General features: G+C 67.8%; 16 protein-coding genes. 5 read left to right on the top strand and 11 right to left on the bottom strand.

Annotated features, from left to right (window positions below):
• Nucleotides 1-78: 78 nt before the first annotated feature.
• The 7 genes from ASE96_RS18480 to ASE96_RS18450 all read right to left on the bottom strand — a co-directional run bounded on the left by ASE96_RS18480 (nucleotide 79) and on the right by ASE96_RS18450 (nucleotide 9,740).
• Nucleotides 79-747 carry a lysophospholipid acyltransferase family protein gene (locus ASE96_RS18480; RefSeq protein ID WP_056433952.1) on the bottom strand — a complete coding sequence of 223 codons (669 nt, stop codon included), beginning with the start codon at nucleotides 745-747 and terminating at the stop codon, nucleotides 79-81.
• Nucleotides 734-1,540: an HAD hydrolase-like protein gene (locus ASE96_RS18475; RefSeq protein WP_082492851.1), complete on the bottom strand. Its 807-nt coding sequence runs from the start codon at nucleotides 1,538-1,540 to the stop codon at nucleotides 734-736. The genes ASE96_RS18480 and ASE96_RS18475 overlap by 14 nt, the downstream gene beginning before the upstream one ends.
• Before the next feature lie 121 nt (nucleotides 1,541-1,661).
• Nucleotides 1,662-4,502 carry an excinuclease ABC subunit UvrA gene (gene uvrA, locus ASE96_RS18470; protein ID WP_442853916.1) on the bottom strand — a complete coding sequence of 947 codons (2,841 nt, stop codon included), beginning with the start codon at nucleotides 4,500-4,502 and terminating at the stop codon, nucleotides 1,662-1,664.
• 229 nt (nucleotides 4,503-4,731) lie between these two features.
• Nucleotides 4,732-5,133: a GntR family transcriptional regulator gene (locus ASE96_RS18465; RefSeq protein ID WP_056433947.1), complete on the bottom strand. Its 402-nt coding sequence runs from the start codon at nucleotides 5,131-5,133 to the stop codon at nucleotides 4,732-4,734.
• Entirely contained in the window at nucleotides 5,130-6,893 is a 1,764-nt protein-coding gene (locus ASE96_RS18460) for an ABC transporter ATP-binding protein (RefSeq protein WP_082492856.1), read from the bottom strand. Before ASE96_RS18460 ends, ASE96_RS18465 begins: the two co-directional genes overlap by 4 nt.
• 197 nt (nucleotides 6,894-7,090) lie before the next feature.
• A complete protein-coding gene (locus ASE96_RS18455) occupies nucleotides 7,091-8,818 on the bottom strand; it encodes an ABC transporter ATP-binding protein (RefSeq protein WP_056433944.1) in 1,728 nt (575 codons plus the stop codon).
• 142 nt (nucleotides 8,819-8,960) lie between these two features.
• The gene (locus ASE96_RS18450) at nucleotides 8,961-9,740 is read right to left on the bottom strand and encodes a trans-aconitate 2-methyltransferase (RefSeq protein WP_056433941.1); all 780 of its coding nucleotides are present in this window, start codon (nucleotides 9,738-9,740) and stop codon (nucleotides 8,961-8,963) included.
• 168 nt (nucleotides 9,741-9,908) lie between these two features.
• Here ASE96_RS18450 and ASE96_RS18445 point away from each other — a divergent pair, with 168 nt between their 5' ends.
• From ASE96_RS18445 to ASE96_RS18435, 3 genes are all read left to right on the top strand, one after another.
• Nucleotides 9,909-12,455 carry a DEAD/DEAH box helicase gene (locus ASE96_RS18445; protein ID WP_056433938.1) on the top strand — a complete coding sequence of 849 codons (2,547 nt, stop codon included), beginning with the start codon at nucleotides 9,909-9,911 and terminating at the stop codon, nucleotides 12,453-12,455.
• Between the two features lie 97 nt (nucleotides 12,456-12,552).
• Complete coding sequence (locus ASE96_RS18440; RefSeq protein WP_056433935.1) at nucleotides 12,553-13,050, top strand: GNAT family N-acetyltransferase; 498 nt, start codon at nucleotides 12,553-12,555, stop codon at nucleotides 13,048-13,050.
• 166 nt (nucleotides 13,051-13,216) lie between these two features.
• On the top strand, nucleotides 13,217-14,491 hold the full coding sequence (locus tag ASE96_RS18435) for an alpha/beta fold hydrolase (RefSeq protein ID WP_082492855.1): 1,275 nt from the start codon (nucleotides 13,217-13,219) through the stop codon (nucleotides 14,489-14,491).
• A 76-nt stretch (nucleotides 14,492-14,567) separates the two neighbouring features.
• Here the strand turns inward: ASE96_RS18435 and ASE96_RS18430 are convergent, their stop codons facing one another.
• The 4 genes from ASE96_RS18430 to coaE form a co-directional block, all read right to left on the bottom strand.
• Nucleotides 14,568-15,953, bottom strand: coding sequence for an MFS transporter (locus ASE96_RS18430; RefSeq protein ID WP_235500345.1), 1,386 nt, complete (start codon nucleotides 15,951-15,953; stop codon nucleotides 14,568-14,570).
• 27 nt (nucleotides 15,954-15,980) lie between these two features.
• A complete protein-coding gene (locus ASE96_RS18425) occupies nucleotides 15,981-17,009 on the bottom strand; it encodes a TerC family protein (protein ID WP_056433928.1) in 1,029 nt (342 codons plus the stop codon).
• A 175-nt stretch (nucleotides 17,010-17,184) separates the two neighbouring features.
• Nucleotides 17,185-19,266: an excinuclease ABC subunit UvrB gene (uvrB, locus tag ASE96_RS18420; protein WP_056433925.1), complete on the bottom strand. Its 2,082-nt coding sequence runs from the start codon at nucleotides 19,264-19,266 to the stop codon at nucleotides 17,185-17,187.
• Nucleotides 19,267-19,398: 132 nt separating this feature from the next.
• Nucleotides 19,399-20,613 carry a dephospho-CoA kinase gene (coaE, locus tag ASE96_RS18415; RefSeq protein WP_056433923.1) on the bottom strand — a complete coding sequence of 405 codons (1,215 nt, stop codon included), beginning with the start codon at nucleotides 20,611-20,613 and terminating at the stop codon, nucleotides 19,399-19,401.
• 22 nt (nucleotides 20,614-20,635) lie between these two features.
• Here coaE and ASE96_RS18410 point away from each other — a divergent pair, with 22 nt between their 5' ends.
• Nucleotides 20,636-21,337 carry an IMPACT family protein gene (locus tag ASE96_RS18410; RefSeq protein WP_235500344.1) on the top strand — a complete coding sequence of 234 codons (702 nt, stop codon included), beginning with the start codon at nucleotides 20,636-20,638 and terminating at the stop codon, nucleotides 21,335-21,337.
• The gene (locus tag ASE96_RS18405) at nucleotides 21,321-21,845 is read left to right on the top strand and encodes a GNAT family N-acetyltransferase (RefSeq protein WP_056433920.1); all 525 of its coding nucleotides are present in this window, start codon (nucleotides 21,321-21,323) and stop codon (nucleotides 21,843-21,845) included. Before ASE96_RS18410 ends, ASE96_RS18405 begins: the two co-directional genes overlap by 17 nt.
• Nucleotides 21,846-21,882 lie beyond the last annotated feature (37 nt).

Below are 21,882 nucleotides of genomic sequence, written 5' to 3'. Positions count from 1 at the left end.
TTTTCCGGGCACTGCGTTCCGGGCAGTGTGTCCAGGGCAGTGCTGCTGCCGGTGCCTGGGCCGTGTCGGGAGGTGACGCTAGTCGGTGGCTTTGCTCTGGTTGTAGCTTGTGGAGCGTTCCTGGCCGCTGAGCCCGGCGATGGCGTCCATGATCCGGTCCGTGGCCTGGCGGCGCGCGGGGAGGGAATGGTCCGGCCCGGTCTTGTCAAAGTAGAGCGGCTCTCCGACCTTCATGGTGAAGTGCTGCGGCTTGACCGATTTGCTGTCCGCGGGCTGCAGGTTTTCGGTGCCGATCAGCCCCACTGGGATCACGGGCGCGCCCGTGGTCAGGGCCAGCCAGCCCACGCCGGTGCGGCCGCGGTAGAGGATGCCGTCCCGCGAGCGGGTGCCTTCCGGGTAGATGCCCACGCCTTTGCCGGAGTCGAGGATTTCCAGCAGGGTCTTGAGCGCCTGAACGCTGGCGGCCTGCTCGCCGCGTTCCACCGGGATGGATCCGACCGCTTCGAAGAAGGACTTCATCACCTTGCCCTTGACGCCGCCGGTGGTGAAATACTCCGCCTTGGCGAAGAAGGCCACGGGGCGCGGCATCAGCGCCTGCACGATCACACTGTCGAGGAAGGACAGGTGGTTGGGTGCCACAATGAACGGGCCCTCCTTGGGCACGTTCTCCAGTCCGATGACCGTGGGCCGGCAGGTCGAGGACACAAGGCCCCGCGTGGTCCAGCGGATTGCATCAAACATTGCCATCGGTGTGCACCTCGTCTTCGGCTTCGGTCGTAAGGTTCGGATTCGCTGTCTTGGGACTCACAGCGCCGGGATTCGCGGCCACGGAATTCACTGCGTTGCTGTGGACGGCGTCCCGCCGCGCAATGGTCTCGTGCAGGGCCAGGCTGCTGTGCACGATCTCCACGGCGCCCGCCGCGTCCAGTTCCCCGTCTGGAGCAAAACCCCAGCCTACGCCGATGCAGTCGAGGCCGTTGGCAGCTGCTCCGGCCACGTCCTGTGCGCGGTCCCCCACCATAACGGCATGCTGCGTGTCCAGGCCGTGGTGCGTCGAAAGGTCCGCCAGGGCAGCGGCCACGATCCCGGCCTTCCCCGAAGGCGCTCCGGCCGCTGCTGCCTCGTCCGCGGCCGAGCCGCGGATCGTATGGAACATGGAGGCAATGCCGTGGTGCTCCAGGACAGTCCGGGCGATGCCTTCGGGCTTCTGGGTGGCCACGGCAATCGGCCGTCCGGCGTCGACGAAGGCTTCCAGCAGGGCGCGGATCCCCGGATAGAGCCGGCTCTGGGCAATGCCGGTCGCGAGGTAGTGCGCGCGGTAGATCCGGATGGCGTCGTCGAGCTGATCGGCCGGGACCCCGGCGATGTCCGTGAGGGAATGGCTGAGCTTCGGTCCGATCATGGCGTCCATCCGGGACTTGCCGGGAACGCCGAGTCCGAGCTCCGTGAGGGCCGCTGCGATTCCGTCGGTTATTCCACCGGCCGGATCGACAAGAGTGCCGTCCAGGTCGAAGATCACGGGCACTGTTGTTTGGGTCACCGGCCTAGTTTCTCACGACTGAACGGATGCCAGAAACTCGCATGCCGCAGCGGGAATATGTCGCCGCCCGGCAGGCCGGTGCATCCGCGGCAGGCTCCGCGGTGCACCGGGCCCGCACCTTTCAGCCCAGGATGTCGGCCAGGAACGCTGCCGTGTGGCTTTCTGTCGACTTTGCGACCTGTTCGGGCGTGCCCGAAGCGACAATGCGACCGCCGCCGGAGCCGCCGTCGGGACCCAGATCGACGATCCAGTCCGCACTCTTGATGACATCGAGGTTGTGCTCGATGGTGATGACCGTGTTGCCCTTTTCCACGAGGCCCTGGAGGACCAGGAGCAGCTTCCGGATGTCCTCGAAGTGCAGGCCCGTGGTGGGCTCGTCCAGCACGTAGACGCTACGGCCGTTGGAACGCTTCTGCAGCTCCGCGGCGAGCTTGACGCGCTGCGCCTCGCCGCCGGAGAGCGTCGTGGCGGGCTGGCCCAGCCGGACGTAACCGAGGCCGACGTCGACGAGGGTCCGGAGGTGCCGGGCGATCGGTGAGAAGGCCGCGAAGAACTCCGCGCCTTCCTCGATGGGCATGTTCAGGACATCGGCGATCGTCTTGCCCTTGTAGTGGACTTCCAGCGTTTCGCGGTTGTACCGGGCGCCGTGGCACACCTCGCAGGGCACGTAGACGTCCGGCAGGAAGTTCATTTCGATCTTCAGTGTGCCGTCGCCGGAGCACGCCTCGCAGCGGCCGCCCTTGACGTTGAAGGAGAACCGCCCCGGCAGGTAGCCGCGAACCTTTGCCTCGGTCGTTTCGGCGAAGAGCTTGCGGATGTTGTCAAAGACACCCGTGTAGGTCGCCGGGTTGGACCGCGGGGTCCGGCCGATCGGGCTCTGGTCGACGTGGACCACCTTGTCGAGGTGCTCGAGGCCCTTGATCGACTTGTGCCGCCCCGCCACCTGCTTGGCGCCGTTGAGCTTGTTGGCGAGGACCTTGTAGAGGATCTCATTGACCAGGGTGGACTTGCCGGAGCCGCTGACGCCGGTCACCGCGGTGAACAGCCCCAGCGGGAAGGTAGCATCCACGTTCAGGAGGTTGTTCTCCTTGGCGCCCACGACCTTGAGCTCGCGCTTCTTGTCGTACTTGCGGCGCTTCTTGGGGATCTCGATCTGTTTCCGGCCGGAGAGATAGTCGCCCGTGAGGGACTCGGTGTTCTCCAGCAGCTCTTTGTAGGAACCCGAGTGCACCACCATGCCGCCGTGTTCGCCGGCTCCCGGTCCGATGTCCACCACCCAGTCGGCTTCCTGGATGGTGTCCTCGTCGTGTTCGACCACGATCAGGGTGTTACCGAGGTCCCGGAGCCGGGTGAGCGTCTCGATCAGGCGTCGGTTGTCCCGCTGGTGGAGCCCGATGGACGGTTCGTCCAGGACGTACAGCACGCCAACGAGGCCGGAGCCGATCTGGGTGGCCAGCCGGATGCGCTGCGCTTCGCCGCCGGACAGCGTGCCGGACGGGCGTTCCAGGTTCAGGTACTCCAGGCCGACGTCGAGCAGGAAGGTCAGGCGGGCCTGGATCTCCTTGAGGACCTGGTTCGCGATCTGGGCTTCACGGCCGGTGAGGACGAGGTTGTCCAGGAAGTGGGCGCATTCGCGCATCGGCAGGGCGGCGACGGCGGCGATGGACTTGCCGTTGATCAGCACCGAGAGCGACGCCGGGTTCAGGCGCGCGCCGTTGCAGGCCGGGCACGGGATCTGCCGCATGTATTCCTCGTAGCGGTCGCGGGCAGAGTCCGAATCCGTTTCAAGGTGTTTGCGGTGGACGTACTGGATGACGCCCTCGAAGCCGGTGCTGTATTTGCGTTCCCGGCCGAAGCGGTTGCGGTACTGCACCACCACTTTGTGGTCCTTGCCGTGCAGCACGGTCTGGCGGATGTCCTCGGAGAGCTTGTCCCACGGGGTGGTCATCGAGAAGCCGAGTTCCTTGGCGAGCCCGCCAAGCAACCGGTTCCAGTACTCGGTGGTGGCGGTGCCGAGGGACCACGGTGCGATGGCCCCCTCCGCGAGGGACAGTTCCCCGTTGGGGATGATGAGTTCCTCATCAACCTCCAGCTTGGTGCCGATGCCGCTGCAGGCGGAGCAGGCGCCGAAGGGGTTGTTGAAGGAAAAGGACCGGGGTTCGATCTCGTCGATCGCGAGCGGGTGCTCGTTGGGGCAGGCAAGGTGCTCGGAGAAAGCCCTGATCCGTTCGGGATCGTCGGCGTCGAGGTCGACGAACTCGGCGAGGATCCGCCCTTCGGCCAGGCCCAAGGCGGTTTCCACCGAGTCGGTGAGGCGCTGGCTGATGCCTTCCTTGACCACCAGGCGGTCCACCACCACTTCAATGGTGTGCTTGAACTGCTTACCGAGCTTGGGGGGATCGCTCAGCTGGATCAGCTTGTCATCGACCCGGGCCCGCGAATAGCCCTTGGCGGTGAGTTCCTTGAAAAGTTCAACGAATTCGCCCTTGCGGCCGCGGACCACCGGGGCAAGCACCTGGAAGCGGGTTCCCTCCGGCAGTTCCAGCAGTTGGTCCACGATCTGCTGCGGTGTCTGCTTGGTGACGGGCTCGCCGCACACGGGGCAGTGCGGGCGGCCGACACGGGCCCACAGGAGGCGCATGTAGTCGTAGATTTCCGTGATGGTGCCCACGGTGGAGCGCGGGTTCTTGCTGGTGGATTTCTGGTCGATGGACACCGCGGGCGAGAGGCCCTCGATGAAGTCGACGTCGGGCTTGTCCACCTGGCCCAGGAACTGCCGGGCGTAGGCGGAGAGCGACTCGACGTAGCGGCGCTGGCCCTCGGCGAAGATGGTGTCGAACGCGAGTGATGACTTGCCCGAGCCGGAGAGGCCGGTGAAGACGATCATGGAGTCGCGCGGCAGGTCCAGATCCACGTTGCGCAGGTTGTGTTCGCGCGCGCCCTTGACCACAAGCCGGGACATGTCCGGGCGTGTCACCGCCGGGCGGGATTCGGCTCCGCGGCCCGGTTTTGCGGACGCCGGTTTCGCGGGGGCATCAACGGTGGCCGGGGCATGAACGGCGGGGGCATCAACGGCTGGATCTTCAGCTACGGCTTTAGGCACGCTACCAATGCTAATCGAAAACTTCTTCGAATATCCATTCCCGGCTGTGTCCCGCGCCGGAGAACGCAGGCCGATATGTTAGCGGGGGCTACTCGCGGTCGTACGCCGCGGCGAGCAGCTGCACGGCCTCGGCGAAGCTGGCACCCTGGGCCTTGGCCGCGGCGGCGAAATCGGCGGCGGCAGCGGAAAGTGAGCTCCAGGCCTCGTCCCGGGCGCACACCACCGTCCCGTTCCGGCCCCGGGTCAGCACGACGCCGGCGGCCTCCAGTTCCTTGTAGGCGCGCGCCACGGTGTGGGGCGCGACGCCCAGCTCGCCGGCGAGGTTCCGGACGGCGGGGAGCTTGGTCCCGGGGGCCAGGGTCCCGTTGTCGGCGCGTTCGATGATGTTGAGCCGGAGCTGCTCAAACAGGGGCACGGTGCTGCCGGGATTCGGCCGCCAAGAGCCGGGAAACGGTGTTGCCGATGTTGCTGGTGTTTCGGTGGGGCTCACTGTCCGGGCTCCTGGTCACGTTGGGGCTGTTCGCGGCGGGCGAACTGCGCCTCGTACAGTTTAAGGTAGTGCCCGCCCTTTGCCATCAGCTGCTGATGGGTCCCCTGCTCAACAATCCGTCCTTGGTCCATGACCAGAATTAGATCAGCGTCCCGGACGGTGGACAAACGATGGGCAATGACGAAGCTCGTGCGACCCTGCCTGAGCCGCTGCATCGCCTGCCGGATCTGCACTTCGGTGCGGCTGTCAACGGAGCTTGTGGCCTCATCGAGGACCAGGATGCTGCGCCCGGCCAGTTGCGCCCTGGCGATGGAGATCAGCTGGCGCTGGCCGCGGCTCAGCGAGTCGCCGTCGTTGCCGAGCATCGTGGCGTAGCCACCGGGCAGGGCACGGACGAACTGGTCCACGTGGCTGGCGCGCGCAGCGGCTACGATCTCGGCGTCGCCTGCGCCGGGGCAGCCGTACTCGATGTTGTCCCGGATGCTGCCGCTGAACAGCCAGGCGTCCTGCATCACGGTGCCGAACTTGGCCCGCAGGGTATCCCGCGGCAGATCCGTGATGTCCGTGCCGTCGACCCTGATCCGTCCGGAGTCGAGTTCGTAGAACCGCATCAGCAGGTTCACGACGGTGGTTTTGCCGGCGCCGGTGTGGCCTACCACCGCCACGGTCTGCCCGGGTTCCACGGTGAAGGACAGGTCCCGGACCGCCGGGGCAGCCGGGCTGTAGCCGAAGGTGACGTGTTCAAAGGCGACCCGGCCGGCGGTGCCGGCCGGCGCGGCGGCGCTGCCGGGGCCGGGACGGGTGCCTGGAGCGGCTTCGGGGCCCATTGCGGGCTCCCCCGGGATTTCCGGGGCGTCCAGGAGTTCGAAGACCCGCCCGGCCGAGGCGAGGCACGACTGCATGAGGGTCAGCATGCCGCCGATCTGGCCCATTGGCTGGCTGAAGAGCCGGCTGAACTGGATGAAGGCCTGGAGGCCGCCGATGGTCATGGCGCCGGCCAGGACCTGGAGCGCCCCGACGACGGCGACGGCGACGTAGTTGAGGTTGGACACGAAGACCATGAGGGGCTGCACCACGCCGGACACGTACTGCGCGCGGGCGCTGGCACGGCACAGTTTGTCGTTGCCGTCCTTGAACCGGGACGCGGCCGTCTCCTGCCGCCCGAAGGCCTTGAGGACCTCGTGGCCGGTGAAGAACTCCTCCAGCTGTGCGTGCAGCTCGCCCGTGCTCCCCCACTGCTCGGTGAAGTGGGCCTGGGATTTCCTGGCCACAAGGACGGTGATGAGCGTGGACACCGGGACGGAGACCAGCGCGATCAGGGCCAGGACCGGCGACAGCCACAGCATCATGGCCAGCGCCGCGGACAGCATCAGCAGCGACATGATCAGCTGGTTGAGCAGCTGGTTGAGGGCCTGGGCGATGTTGTCGACGTCGTTGGTGGCGCGGCTCAGCACGTCCCCGCGGTGTTGTTCGTCAAAATGGCCGGACGGGAGGACATGCAGCTTCTCCTCCACGGAGGCCCGCAGCCCGTAGCTCAGCCGCTGCACGGCGACGGCGGTCAGTGCGCCCTGGATCCAGCTGAAAAAGGAGGCCCCAAGATATATGACGGACACGCCCGCCAGCAGCGCGGCGAGTTCCTCCTCGTTGAAGGAACCCCCGACCACTCCGGCAACCACGACGTCGGTGGCGTCGCCCAGGAGTTTCGGTGCCGCCACGTTGAGCACCACAAACGCGCACGTTGCGGCGATGACGCCGGCCATCCGCCACGCCGACGGCCGCAGCAGACCGAGCAGCCGGCCGGCGGTCCGCCAGCGGAACCGGCCGCCCGTCGGTGCCTCCTCCTGGGGCACCACCGGGAGGGCCTCGGTGCGCCCGCCGGACGGTGTGTCCACCAGGGGCTGGTCCCTGGCGTCGCGTGCGGGAGCGTCCGCGCCGGCGTCGAGCGCCTGTTCCGGGGTCACAGGGTCTCCTCCAGCACCAGCTGGGAGGCAGCGATCTCCCGGTAGCTCGGTGACGTGTCCATCAGCTGCTGGTGTGTCCCCTGCGCCACCAGCCGGCCGTCCTCAAGAACCAGGATCAGCCCGGCGTCCACGATCGTGGCGACCCGTTCGGCGACGATCAGGACAGTGGCCGTGCGGAGCAGCGGCCCGATCGCCTCGCGGAGCCGGTGGTCGGTGCCGTAGTCCAGTGCCGAGAAGCTGTCGTCGAACAAGTACACCGGAGCCTCACGGAGCAGCGCGCGGGCGATGCACAGCCGCTGCCGCTGGCCGCCGGAGAAATTCGTGCCGCCCTGGCTCACCGGCGCTTCCAGCCCCTGCGGCAGCTTCCGGACAAACTCCTCTGCCTGCGCGCTGCCCAGCACGCGCCAGAGATCGTCGTCGGTCGCCGCCGGGGCGGCCATCCGCAGGTTCTCGGCTACCGTCCCGGAGAACAGATACGAGTGCTGGGGTACGACGGCGATCATGCTCCGCAAGGCGTCCAGGGTCAGGCTCCGAACATCGCATCCTCCGATGCTGATGTGCCCGCCGGTGGCGGCCAGGAACCGGGGCACCAGATTCAGCAGCGTTGTTTTGCCGCTCCCCGTGGCGCCGATGACAGCCGTCACGGTCCCTGGAGCGGCCGTGAAGCTGACACCGTCGAGGACCGGTGCCTCGGCCCCGGGGTACGCGAAGGAGACGTTCCGGAACTCCACGGCGTTGCCCTCGGGTGCGTCGCTGCCCGGGCCGTCCGTGATCGCGGGCGCCGTGTCGAGGACCGCCTGGATCCGCTCGGCGCAGGCCGCCGCGCGCGGGGCCGTCATGAAGACGTACATCGCCATCATGATCGCGATGAGGATCTGCAGGATGTAGGCGATGAATGCCGTTAGTGCGCCGAGCCGCATCTCGCCGGACTGGATCCGGTGCCCGCCGAACCAGACGACACCGACGGAGGACAGATTCACCACAAGCATGATCAGCGGCATCATGCCGGCGACCAGCAGCGCGGACCGCAGGTTGTTCTGCGTCAGGTCCTTGTTGACCACGTCGAAGCGCCGGATTTCGTGTCCCTGGCGCACAAAGCCGCGGATGACGTTGGCGCCGATGATCTGCTCCCGCAGCATCCGGCTGACCCGGTCAATGAGGTCCTGGCCCTGCCGGTAGAGCGGTACGAGGCGGCGAACGATCAGGACCATAATCACCGCAAGGACCGGAATCACCGCGATCACGATGCCGGACAGGACGACGTCCTGGTGGATGGCCAGCAGAATGCCGCCGACGAAGATGGCGGGCGCGGCGACCAGCATCGTGAAGATGAGGACAACGAGGTTCTGGATCTGCGCGACGTCGTTGGTGGCCCTCGTGACGAGGCTGGCCGCGCCGAACGCACCGACTTCCTGGGATGACATGGACTGCACTTTGGCGAACAGTTCCTCGCGCAGTTGACGGCCCAGTTCCATGGCCGCGACGGCGCCCAGGTAGCCGGCGGCGATGGCGGCAGCCACCTGTACCAGTGCGATCGCGGCCATCCAGGAGCCCAGGCGCAGGATCGCCGGGATCTGGCCGCCGACGACGCCGTCATCGATGATGGCCGCGTTCAGGGTGGGGAGGAGGAGGGTTGCAGTGGTCTGTACGAGCTGCAGGAGAACGATGGCCAGCACCGTCCCTTTGTGGGCGGCTAGCAGCCGGCCCAACAGGCCAATAAGCACCGAACCTCCATTGCTAGGTCAGGGCACGGATCCAGCTTTGCCTAGGCAGCCGCCCCCACGCTGCCCGGTCATTGTAAGCACGATCACACCGTGCTCGGTTGTCACGCCGCGGCCGTCCTCGTGACCGGGCCGGGTCCGGGGGTCATTCCCGTTTGCGGGCCACGGCGAAAATCCGCCGGAACGGGAACACGGTGCCGTACGGCCCGGCCGGGTAGGCCCCGGCCAGCCGCTCCGAGTATTCGGCCTCGAACTCGCGGGCATCCTCGGCGGACAACGCGGCGAGAACAGGCCGGAGCCCGGTGCCGCGGACCCACTCCAGGACGGGGTTCGGGCCGGCGAGCAGCTGGCTGTACGTGGTCTCCCACGCGTCCGCATCGCAGCCGGCGTCGAGCATGATGTTCAAGTAGTCCTCCGGTCCGCCCACAACGTCATCGTGGCGGAGCACACCGGCCAGCCGGCCCCTCCATTCCGCTGAGTCCGCCAGCCCGCGCATCAGGGCGTGCGAGGGGGCGTTGAAGTTGCCGGGCACCTGCAGCGCGAACCAGGCTCCGGGCGTGAGCGCGGCGAGCCAGCGCGCCAGCATGTCCCGGTGGCCGGGAACCCACTGCAGGGCGGCGTTGGTGACGACGACGTCGGTGTCTTCCGAGGGCATCCAGCCGGCGATGTCCGCCGGCCCGAAGGAGAGGTTGGGCAGCCGTTCGGCGTGGGCCGCTGATTGGGCCAGCATTTCTGCTGACGAGTCCAGGCCGGTGACCTCCGCCGCGGGCCACCGCTCGGCAAGGGTGGCCGTCAGGTTCCCGGGACCGCAGCCGAGGTCGACGACGTGCCGGGGAGCGTCCGCATGGACCCGGGCCGTCAGGTCGAAGTACGGCCTGTCCCGGTAGTCCCCGAACTGCACGTACGTGGCGGGATCCCATTTCACGGCTTTCCTCCGGTCAGTGGCGAACGGGGCGACGTCCGAAGCCTAACCCCGGCCGGGACGGCGGCCATGGAGGCGCGCGACCACAGCGCGCGTCGTCCCGGCGCACCCGGCGCTTCCGGCCCCGCCGCCCGGGCGCCGGCCACCAAGCGGGCCACTAAGCTGGGGGCAATGAAACTTGTTGATCAGCTCCCCGCCCCGGCCGCGCGAGTCCCAGGCCGGACCGGCCTTGACCCGGACGAGCTCTACACCCGCTTCGTCGAGTGGACGGAAACCCGCGGGCTGGCCCTGTACACCGCCCAAGACGAGGCCATCATGGAGCTCGCCGCCGGCGCCAACGTTATTCTGGCGACCCCCACCGGCTCCGGGAAATCCCTCGTGGCCATTGCCGCGCATTTCCAGGCCATGGCCCGCGGCCAGCGCAGCTACTACACCGCACCGATCAAGGCCCTCGTCTCGGAGAAGTTCTTCGCCCTGTGCGAGATCTTCGGCGCCGAGAACGTCGGAATGATCACCGGCGACTCCGGCGTCAACCAGGACGCTCCCATCATCTGCTGCACGGCGGAAATCCTGGCCAACATCGCCCTCCGCGAAGGCGCCGCCGCCGAGCTCGGCGCCGTCATCATGGATGAATTCCATTTCTACTCCGACCCGCAGCGCGGCTGGGCGTGGCAGGTACCGCTGCTGGAACTCCCCCAGGCCCAATTCCTGCTGATGTCCGCAACGCTGGGCGACGTCAGCCGCTTCGAAGCCGGAATCACCGAACTGACCGGCCGCCCGACGACGACCGTCAGTTCGGCGGAACGACCCATCCCGCTGCACTACTACTACGAACAGACGCCGGTCCACGAGACCCTCGAGGAGCTCCTCGCGACGAAGCAGGTTCCTGTCTACGTGGTGCACTTCAGCCAGGTGGAGGCGATCGACCGGGCCCAGAACCTGATGAGCATCAACGTCTGCACCCGCGAGGAGAAGGACAAGATCGCCGAGCTGATCGCCGGTTTCCGTTTCGCCGCCGGGTTCGGCAAGACCCTCAACCGGCTGGTCCGGCACGGCATCGGCGTGCACCATGCCGGCATGCTGCCTAAATACCGCCGTTTGGTGGAACAGCTCGCCCAGGCCGGGCTGCTCAAGGTCATCTGCGGGACCGACACCCTCGGCGTGGGCATCAACGTCCCTATCCGCACCGTGTTGCTGACCGCTCTGAGCAAGTACGACGGCGTCCGCACCCGGCTGCTGAACTCCCGCGAATTCCACCAGATCGCCGGCCGCGCCGGGCGGGCCGGCTACGACACCGCGGGCACCGTTGTGGTGCAGGCCCCGGAGCATGTCACGGAAAACGTCAAGGCGATGGCCAAGGCCACGGCCAAGTTCGGCGACGACCAGAAGAAGCTCCGCCAGGTGGTCAAGAAGAAACCCCCGGAGGGCTTCGTGTCCTGGGGAGAACCGACCTACCAGCGCCTGGTGGAGTCCGCCCCGGACCCGCTGACGTCAAGCTTCACCGTGACGCACGCGATGCTGATGAACCTGATGGAACGGCCGGGTGATCCGTTCAAGGCCGCGCGCCGGCTTCTCACCGAAAACCATGAGCCGCGCTCTTCCCAGTTGCAGCTGATGAAGAAGGCACTCGGAATCTACCGCGAACTGCTGGCCGCGGGTGTCGTGGAGCGCATCCCGCTGCAGGAGCAGGGCACCGACGGCCGCACCGTCCGGCTCACGGTCCATCTGCAGGCCAACTTTGCCCTGAACCAGCCGCTGTCCCCGTTCGCCCTCGCGGCGCTGGACCTGCTGGATCCGGAGTCGCCGTCGTACGCCCTCGATGTGGTGTCCGTGATCGAATCCACGCTCGAGAAGCCACGGCAGATCCTTTCCGCGCAGCAGAAGAAGGCCCGCGGCGAGGCGATCGCCGCGATGAAGGCGGACGGGATCGACTACGACCAACGCATGGCCATGCTGGAGGAGGTCACCTACCCGCAGCCGCTGGCGGAGCTCCTGGGTGAGTCCTTCGAGGTCTACCGCCGGGCCGCGCCCTGGATCGGCGATTTTGAGCTTGCGCCGAAGTCGGTGGTCCGGGACATGTACGAGCGCGCCATGAACTTTGGCGAATTCGTCCAGTTCTACGGCCTGGCCCGCTCCGAGGGCATCGTGCTGCGCTACCTTGCCGACGGATTCAAGGCGCTGCGGCAGACCGTCCCGCAGGACGCCCTCCGCGAAGACCTCGAAGACCTCATCGCGTGGCTCGGCGAACTGGTCCGCCAGGTCGACTCCAGCCTGCTGGATGAGTGGGAGGAGCTCACGTCCGGCAAGGCTCCAACGCCGCACGACGCTCCCCCGCCCCCGCCGCCGTCGCTGACCTCCAACGTCCGCGCCTTCCGCGTGATGGTCCGCAATGAGATGTTCCGCCGGGTGGAGCTCTTCGCGGACGAGGACGCCGCTGCCCTGGCCGAGCTCGACGCCGGGTCCGGCTGGGACGCAGAACGCTGGGAAGACGCGCTGGATGACTATTTCGACGAGCACGACGACATCGGCACCGGCCCGGACGCCCGCGGCCCGGGCCTGCTGATCATCACCGAGGACACCGGGACATGGAAGGTCCGGCAGATCTTCGAGGACCCGGCCGGCAACCACGACTGGGGCATCTCGGCCGAAGTGGACCTCGCGGCGTCGGACGAGACCGGCACCGCGGTGGTGAAGGTGACGGACGTGAACCGGCTCTAGGCCGTCCGGGATCCGGCAGCCGCCGGACTGCCTGTGCGGCCGGACACCGTGTGCGCCCGCACCACGTGTTGACCCGAACAACTTGTAAACTCGGACAATGAGTGTAATCCGGCCGGCGACGGCGAACGATGTCCCCGCAATCCTGCAGATGATCCATGACCTGGCCATCTACGAGAAGGAGCCGGACGCCGTCCGGAACACCCCGGAGATGCTGACCGAGGTCCTGTTCGGCGAGAACCCGCGGGTGTTCGCCGCGATGGCCGAGAACGAAGCCGGGGAGATCCGCGGCTTCGCCCTCTGGTTCCTGAACTACTCCACCTGGGAGGGCGTCCACGGCATCTACCTCGAGGACCTTTACGTCCGTCCCGAGGCCCGGGGCGAAGGCCACGGAAAAGCGCTGCTGCAGCACCTGGCCGCGACCGCCGTCGAGCGCGGCTATGCCCGCGTCGAATGGAGCGTCCTGGACTGGAATGAACCGTCCATCAATTTCTACAAGAAGCTGGGTGCCAGCCCGATGGACGAATGGTCCACGTTCCGGCTCACCGGTGAGGCACTGGAAGCCTTCGGTGCCCGCCAGGTCCAGGTCCGTGGCTGACCGCCTGTTCGCTGCCCGGCCTGTCCGTGACCAGTCTGCTCACCGACCTGCAGCGGACGGGCCCCGGGCTGACCTGCCGCTGACCGGCTCCGGCGCGGCGGACCTGCTGGAGGCTGCGCGTCCGCCGGTTCCGCACACCATTAAGGCGCGGCACGAATACCGCGGGATGCGCACCGCAGAGCACTACTTCGAAGTCCCGCTCAACCACTTCGGCGAGGACGCGGCGGCCGGTGAGACCATCACCGTCTTTGCCCGCGAATACGTCTCCACGGACCACAGCGAGGAAGAGGCCGCGCAGCTCCCGTGGCTGCTCTACCTGCAGGGCGGCCCCGGCGGACGTGGCAACCGCCTCCCGGCGCTCGGCGGCTGGAGCAAAGCCGCCGCGAAGGACTTCCGCATCCTGATGCTGGACCAGCGCGGCACCGGCCTGTCCTCCGCGATCGACCGCAAGACACTCCCGCTGCGGGGCAACGACGCCGACCAAGCGGGCTACCTGGCGCACTTCCGGGCGGATTCGATCGTCGCCGACGCCGAAGCCATCCGGCTGGCACTGGGATCCGGGCAGTGGACCATCTACGGCCAGAGCTACGGCGGCTTCTGTGCCCTCAGCTACCTCTCGTTCGCCCCGGAAGGTCTCCGCGAAGCCCTGATCACCGGCGGGCTGGGCCCGCTGACGGGGCCCGCGGACCGGGTCTACCAGGCCACCTTCCAGCGGGTGGCGGCGCGCAACGCCGAATACTTCGGCCGCTACCCCGAGGACCGAACGGCGGTCACCCGGATCGCACGGCACCTTCGCGACACGGAGGAATTCCTGCCCGACGGCGAACGGCTCACCGTGGAGCGCTTCCAGATGGTGGGTTCCTTCCTGGGCGGCAACACCCGGGTGGATGCCCTGCACCATCTGCTGGAGGATGCCTTCGTCGGCACACCCGCCGGCGACCGCCTGTCGGACGCCTTCCTGGACCAGGTCCGGAGTCTGGTGTCACGGTCGGCCAACCCGCTGTACGCGCTGATGCACGAGTCGATCTACGGCCAGCGTGAGTCCACCGACTGGGCCGCGTGGCGGGTCCTGCAGGACTTCCCGGAGTTTTCCCCGGAGGCCCCCGAGCCGCTGCTCACCGGTGAGATGGTCTACCCCTGGTATTTCGAACAGGATCCCGCGCTCCGGCCGTTGCGCAACGTTGCCGGGCTGCTCGCCGAAAAGGACGACTGGCCGCCGCTGTACGATCCCGCCCGGCTCGCACACAACACCGTGCCGGTGGCCGCGGCCGTGTACAGCGAAGACATCTATGTGGATCGCGGGCTCTCGCTGGAGACGGCCGCAGCCGTCCGCGGCCTGCAGGTCTGGGAGTCGGCGGACTTCCACCATGACGGCATCGCGGACGACGGCGAGGGCATCTTTGCCCGGCTCCTCGGCCTGACCCGCTCCGTCAGGGCCTGAGTCCCGGCTCGGTCCAAGCCCGGACTCCCTGTCCGGGCCCGGCCAAGCCTGCGGTCCGGGCGCTGGGCTGCAGTTTTCAGGCCGCCGTTTGCAGCCGGCGGTCCAGGGTGGCCGCGCGCAGGGCGATCGCGAAGACGGCCAGGGCGACGGCGGCTGCGGCGATGTTGAGGCCCTGGTAGCCGACGCCGCTCATCACCAGTCCGGAGAACCCTGCCCCGACTGCGCCGGCAACCCCCATGAGGGTGTCCGAGACGCCCTGCACGAGGACGCGGTCGTCCGCGCCGACGCTTTCGGCGAGCAGGGTGGAACCGGCGATCGTGGCGGCGGACCAGCCCAGCCCCAGCAGCACCAGTCCGATCGTCACCAGGGCAGGCTCGGCCTGGCCGAAGCCGGCCACCAGGACCGAGAGCAGGATCAGTCCGTGTCCCAGCAGGATGACCGGGAGCCGGCCTGTTTTGTCCGTCAGCCAGCCCATGACCGGCGCGAGCGCGTACATCCCGGCGATGTGCAGCGAGATGGTGAACCCGATGAGGACCAGGACGTCGGTGCTGGCGGCGTGGACGTGGCCGGACGGCATGTCGGCCAGGGGGCCCTCGGTCAGCAATTGCAGGTGCAGGGGCGTCATCGACATCACGGCGGCCATGCAGCCGTGGGCGGCAATCACTGCGAGGAGGGCCAGCACTGCCCGCGGCGAGGCCTTGATGGCCTGCAGGCCGTGACGGAGGCCGTGCCGCCGTCGGGCAGTGCTGGTGCCACCGGCAGCGCTTCCGGCTGCGCCGGTGCCGCTCCCGGATGTCGCCTGCCCGCCGGCACGGAGCCGGGAGGCCAGCAGCAGCGGATCGGGCCGCAGGCCGATGAACAGCAGCAGCGCGGCCAGGGCAAGCCCTGCCGTGGAGAAGACGAAGGGTCCGGCCAGCGCCGGCAGGCCGAGGGCCTCCCCGACGAGGGCGCCGGGCCGGATGAGGTTGGGACCGGCGACGGCGCCGAGGGTCACGGCCCACACCACGATCGCCAGGGAGCGGCCGCGGTGTTCCGGATCGGCGAGGTCGACGGCGGCGAAGCGGGCCTGCAGGTTGGCGGCTGTGCCCAGGCCCAGCAGGGCCGCGGCCAGCAGCAGCACCGCGAAGTTGCCTGTCACCGTGGACACGATCACCAGCAGGGCCCCGGCCATGGCGGCGAGCAGGCCCGTGACGAGGGAGGCGCGCCGGCCGCGCCGGCCGGCCAGTCCGGCGAGGGGCAGAGCGGCCGCAGCGGCGCCGAGGGTCATGGTGGTGGTGACCGACCCGGCCCAGGCGTTCGAGCCGGAGAGCTGGACGGCCAGCAGGGACCCCACGGACAGGCTGGCGCCGCTGCCTATTCCGCTGAGGAGCTGCGCGGTGCTCAGCACCCAAACGGTACGGCGCTGGACCCGTTGGGGATCCAGCGCCGTACCGTTCACTGCCGTTGCGTCAAAGATTTTCACGGTCCGAGCTTAGCCGAACCGTGCGGGCTACTCGGCGTCGCTCATGCTCTTGCGTGAGTCCTCTTCGAGCCGGGCGTCAACCTTGGACTGCGTCGCCTTGGAGCTGATGAGGCTGGCGATCACGGCGATGATGATGGTGCCGATGATCACGCCGAGCGAGACGAAGGTCGGGATCTCGGGGGCCCATTCGATGTGCTGGCCGCCGTTGATGAAGGGCAGCTCGTTGACGTGCATGGCGTGCAGGACCAGCTTCACGCCGATGAAGGCGAGGATCACCGAGAGGGCGTGCTTCAGGTAGATCAGGCGTGTCATCAGGCCACCGAGCAGGAAGTACAGCTGCCGCAGGCCCATCAGGGCGAAGATGTTGGCGGTGAAGACGATAAACGCGCTCTGGGTCAGGCCGAAGATGGCCGGGATGGAGTCCACCGCGAACAGCAGGTCCGTCAGGCCGATGGTCACGAAGACGATCAGCATCGGAGTGAAGACCTTTTTGCCGTCCACCACGGTGCGGAGTTTTCCGCCGTCGAACTTTTCCGACATCGGCAGGACCTTGCGGATCCGGGCGATGAGCGGGTTTTCCTTGTCTTCCTCGTCCTCACCCTCGTCCTGGGCTTGCTTCCATGCGGTCCACAGCAGGAAGGCGCCAAAGATGTAGAAGACCCAGCTGAACTGTTCGATCACGATCGCACCGAGCAGGATAAAGATGCCGCGGAGGATCAGGGCGATGATGATGCCCACCATGAGCACTTCCTGCTGGTACTTACGCGGTACCGAGAATCGGGCCATGATGATGATGAAGACGAACAGGTTGTCGATGCTGAGGCTGTACTCAGTGACCCAGCCGGCGAGGAACTGCCCGCCGTATTCGGGGCCGGTGAACGCGAACATGGCGCCGGCAAAGACCAGTGCGAGGGCGATGTAGAACGACACCCACAAGCCGGCCTCCTTCATGGAGGGCTCGTGCGGACGTTTGAGGACCAGCAGCAGGTCAATGGCCAGGATGATGCCGAGGACGACGAAGGAGCCGATCTCAAACCAGACGGGAAGTTCGGGCACGAAGATACCTTTCGCAGGGTGTGACTGTGCGGTGTAAGTCTCTCCGACTCGCCTGGGTCCGGTACGACGTACCTGGTACTGCCTGGCTGCCCGCTACGCCCGGCAGGGCATCTGTGCCGTGCGTGTTGACGATCGTAGCGCTTGGGATACTCCCCTACGTCCGCCCAACATTACCCTAGGCGTGCCCCGCAGACTGCATTTGACGCAGCTCCTTCTTGAGCTCCCCCACCTCGTCCCGGAGCCGAGCGGCGAGTTCAAACTGCAGCTCCCCGGCGGCGGCATGCATCTGCTCCGTGAGCTGCTCGATCAGGCCCACGAGGTCCTCGGCCGGCGCGGCCGCGAGGCCATCCGCCCGAACCTTCGCCGAGCCCTTGCCCTTGCCGCGGGCCTTGCCCGCACTCGCAAGGAGTTCCCGGGTGTCGGCGTCCTCCTTCGCGATCTGGTCCGTGATGTCGGCAATCTTCTTCCGCAGCGGTTGCGGGTCGATACCTTTTTCCGTGTTGTAGGCAACCTGGATGGCCCGGCGCCGGTTGGTCTCGTCGATCGCGTGGGCCATCGAGTCCGTGATGCGGTCCGCGTACATGTGTACCTGTCCGGAGACGTTGCGGGCGGCACGGCCGATCGTCTGGATCAGTGAGGTGGACGACCGCAGGAAGCCTTCCTTGTCCGCATCCAGGATGCTGACCAGCGACACCTCGGGCAGGTCCAGGCCCTCACGGAGCAGGTTGATGCCGACCAGCACATCGAAGACGCCCATCCGGAGTTCACGGAGCAGCTCCACCCGGCGGAGCGTGTCCACGTCCGAGTGCAGGTATTCGACCTTCACGCCGTGGCCCAGCAGATAGTCGGTGAGGTCCTCGGCCATCCGCTTCGTCAAGGTGGTGACCAGGACACGCTCGTTCTTCGCGGTGCGGTCCCGGATCTCACCGAGCAGGTCATCGATCTGGCCCTTCGTGGGCTTCACGATCACCTCGGGGTCGATCAGCCCGGTGGGCCGGATGATCTGCTGGACAAAGCCATCCGCCTTCCCCAGCTCGTACTTGCCCGGCGTTGCGGAGAGGTACACGGTCTGGCCCACACGGTCCTGGAACTCGTCCCACTTCAGCGGGCGGTTGTCCATCGCCGAGGGCAGCCTGAAACCGTGGTCCACGAGGTTCCGCTTGCGGGACATGTCGCCCTCGTACATGGCGCCGATCTGCGGCACGGTGACGTGGGATTCATCGATGACCAGCAGGAAGTCGTCCGGGAAGTAGTCGATGAGGCAGTGCGGCGCGGTCCCGCGGGCGCGGCCGTCGATGTGCGACGAGTAGTTCTCGATGCCGTTGCAGAAACCCATCTGCTGCATCATCTCGAGGTCGTAAGTGGTGCGCATCCGGAGGCGCTGGGCCTCGACGAGCTTGTTCTGGCTCTCCAGCACCGCGAGGCGTTCGGCCAGTTCGTCTTCGATCCTCTTGATCGCGCGGCCCATGCGCTCCGGACCGGCCACATAGTGGGAGGCCGGGAAGACGTACATTTCGGTTTCGTCCCGGAGCACTTCACCGGTCAGGGGGTGCAGGGTGTAGATGTTCTCGATCTCGTCGCCGAAGAACTCGATCCGGATGGCGAGCTCCTCGTACATCGGAATGATTTCCACGGTGTCGCCGCGGACCCGGAAGGTGCCGCGGTGGAAGTCCATGTCGTTGCGGGCGTACTGCATGGAGACGAATTTCCGGAGCAGGTCGTCGCGGTTCATCTCGGCTCCCTTGCGGAGCGTCACCATGCCGGCGATGTATTCTTCCGGGGTGCCGAGTCCGTAGATGCAGGAGACCGTGGCCACCACAATCACGTCGCGGCGGGTCAGCAGCGCATTGGTGGCGGAGTGCCGGAGCCGTTCCACTTCCTCGTTGACGGAGGAGTCCTTCTCGATGAAGGTGTCCGTCTGCGCCACGTAGGCCTCGGGCTGGTAGTAGTCGTAGTAGGAAACGAAGTACTCCACCGCGTTGTTCGGCAGCAGCTCCCGGAACTCGTTGGCCAGCTGGGCGGCGAGGGTCTTGTTCTGCACCATCACCAGGGTGGGGCGCTGGACCTGCTCGATCAGCCACGCCGTCGTGGCGCTTTTACCCGTTCCGGTGGCGCCGAGCAGCACCACGTCCTTCTCGCCGTTCTGGATGCGTTCAGTCAGCTCCGCGATGGCGGCCGGCTGGTCACCTGCCGGCTTGAACTCGCTGATGACCTCGAAGGGCGCCACGACACGGTTGATCTGCTGGGCAAGACTCATGTACCTAATCTACCGCCGGGCTCCGACAGGATGTCCTGATTCAGCTTTGGGCGGTACCGGAACCGCTGCGGTCCGGCCCGGTTCCCTCGTCAGGGGCCGGCCCCCGGCCCGGTTCCCTGGACAACGTCCCGGTCAGGGCCTGTTCGACGGCGGCTGCCAGCCGGTGCGCTGCGCCCACGCGTCCATCCGCGGTGCGGCGTAGTCCGTGAACCAGCTTTCTTTGTCGGCGGCGTAGCCAGCCGTCGACTTGTCCACGCCGTGCAGTTTGGCGACCCGGCGCTTCTCGGCGAGGTACGCGGCCCGGGCGCCCGCGTCGTCGCGCAGCCAGTCCCTGAAGCAGAGCGCAAACCGCCAGCCCGGGGACCCCACTGCGCGGACGTGGAGATTGACGGCCCGGCCGGGGTCGGCGTTGCCGTGCAGCCGCTTCCGCCAGTCCGCCGGGTCCGGGTGTGAGGGCTTGGGGTTGTCGGAGGTGACGCCGGCCCAGCCGGGGAAGCCCGCGTCAGCCAGGAGCGGTGCGATCCGCTCCGCGGCGGCCATGTCCTCCACGCCGAGCTGGAGGTCGATCACGTCTTTCGCCGCGAGGCCGGGAACCGCCGTGGAACCGACATGGTCCAGGGCCAGGATGTCCTCCCCGACGGCCGCCCGCAGCCGGCCGATGAGCCGGCCGGCCTGCGCGGGCCACTCCGAGTTGGCGGGCGTGAGCACCGGCCCGCCCGCGCGGGGTGCGAGGCGGTGCCGGGACAGGTTCTCCGCGAACGGTGCCAGGCGGAACTTCCAGAGCCGGTCCACCGCATCCCGGAGTTCGTCCTTGGTCCCCGAGTTGTCCAGCACGACGTCGGCCGCCGCCAACCGCTCGTCGCGCCCCGCCTGGGCGGCCATCCTGGCCCGGGCTTCGTCCGCGGTCAGGTGCCGGTGCTGCACCATGCGCTGCACGCGGACGGCGTCGGGGGCGTCGACGACCACCACAAGGTGGAAGTTCGCGCCCTGTCCGGTCTCGACCAACAGTGGGATGTCCTGGACCACGACGGCGCCCTTCGGTGCAGCGGCGGCCAGCGCGGCGGCCCGCTCCCGGACGAGGGGATGGATGATGCCGTTGAGCACGCCGAGCCGCTCCGGGTTCCCGAAGACGAGGGCGCCGAGCTTCGGCCGGTCCAGGCCGCCGTCGGGCGTCAGGATGGCCTTGCTGAACGCCCCGGCCACCTGCGCGAGCCCCGGCGTTCCCGGTTCCACGACCTCGCGGGCCAGGGCGTCGGCGTCGATCACCACCGCGCCGAGTTCACGCAGACGCGCGGCCGCCACTGACTTCCCTGAGGCGATGCCGCCCGTCAACCCGATTTTCAGCACCCCACCAGACTAAACTGATCCGGTGGCTGAAGGCGTGGATTATCCGGAGAGCAGGGCCACCGTTTACACCGTCCTGGCCGCAGGCCCCGAATTCCGCCACGAGATCGAGGTAAAACGCTCCCGGTTCATCACCGTGCTGCACCGCACCGCGGATGAGGACGGCGCCCGCTCGGTACTCGCCGGGCTCCGGAAGGAATTTCACGATGCGCGGCACCACTGCTCCGCGTTCGTGATCGGTCCGGACCGCAGCATACAACGCTCCAACGACGACGGCGAGCCGTCCGGCACTGCTGGCCTCCCCATGCTTGACGCGCTGCTGAGGCGCGAAACCGCGCCCGGTGTGACGGACCTCAGCGACGTGACCGCCGTCGTCGTCCGCTACTTCGGCGGGATCCTGCTCGGTGCCGGCGGACTGGTCCGCGCCTACTCCGAGTCCGTGACCGCCGCCCTGGATCGGGCACCGCTGGTGCAACGGCGGCGGCTGCGGATCTGCACCGTGGCGGTCCCGCATACGGCAGCGGGCCGGCTGGAGAATGACCTGCGCGCCGCGGGCTATGTCATGGCCGAAACCAGTTATGAGGCGCAGAATACTGTTCTGGGGCTTGCCCTGCCGGACGATCCGGCGGTCCTGGCCCGGGCGGGTGACCGGCTGGCCGGGCTGTCAGCCGGAACCGCCGTCTTGCTGCCTGGAGAAACGGAGTGGATCGATGTCCCCCTCAGCTGACCCGTTGCCCGCCCCAGTCCGGCTCGTCGACGTGACCGACGCGGTCCTGGAGCAGCTCCTGACCGTGGCAATCCAGGACGCCGACGCGGACGAGGTGACGCCTCCACTGGGCAGCGCAGCCGGCTGGAATTCGGAACGGATCAGCTGGTTCCGCGAATACCACCACGCCGCGGCGGGGCTTGACGGTCCCGCGCAGCAGAAAAGCTGGGCGATCAGCTGCGACGGGAAATTGGCCGGTTCCATCCGGCTCAAGCGGAGCAGCGGGGGGACCCTCGAAACGGGAATCTGGCTGGGCCGCAGCTTCCGCGGGCAGGGAATCGCCAGGGCGGCGCTTCGACTGGTGATGGACCGGGCTGCCGCGTCCGGCGCCACGGTCCTGGAAGCCGACACAACGGCCGGGAACACCGCGGCCCTCGTGCTGCTGCGCTCGGCCGGGGCCGAGCTGGAGGAAGGCCAGGCCTCCGACGCCGCCGCAGTTCCGGTCAAGGCCAGGATCCCGCTGCGCTAGCTGGACATGTCCCACCGCCTCCATGCGACCCCCCACC

The sequence above is a fragment of the Arthrobacter sp. Leaf69 genome, assembly GCF_001422645.1.
Classification (GTDB): domain Bacteria; phylum Actinomycetota; class Actinomycetes; order Actinomycetales; family Micrococcaceae; genus Arthrobacter.
Note: the sequence above shows the minus strand (reverse complement) of the source record. Positions and strands in the feature narration are given on the sequence as shown.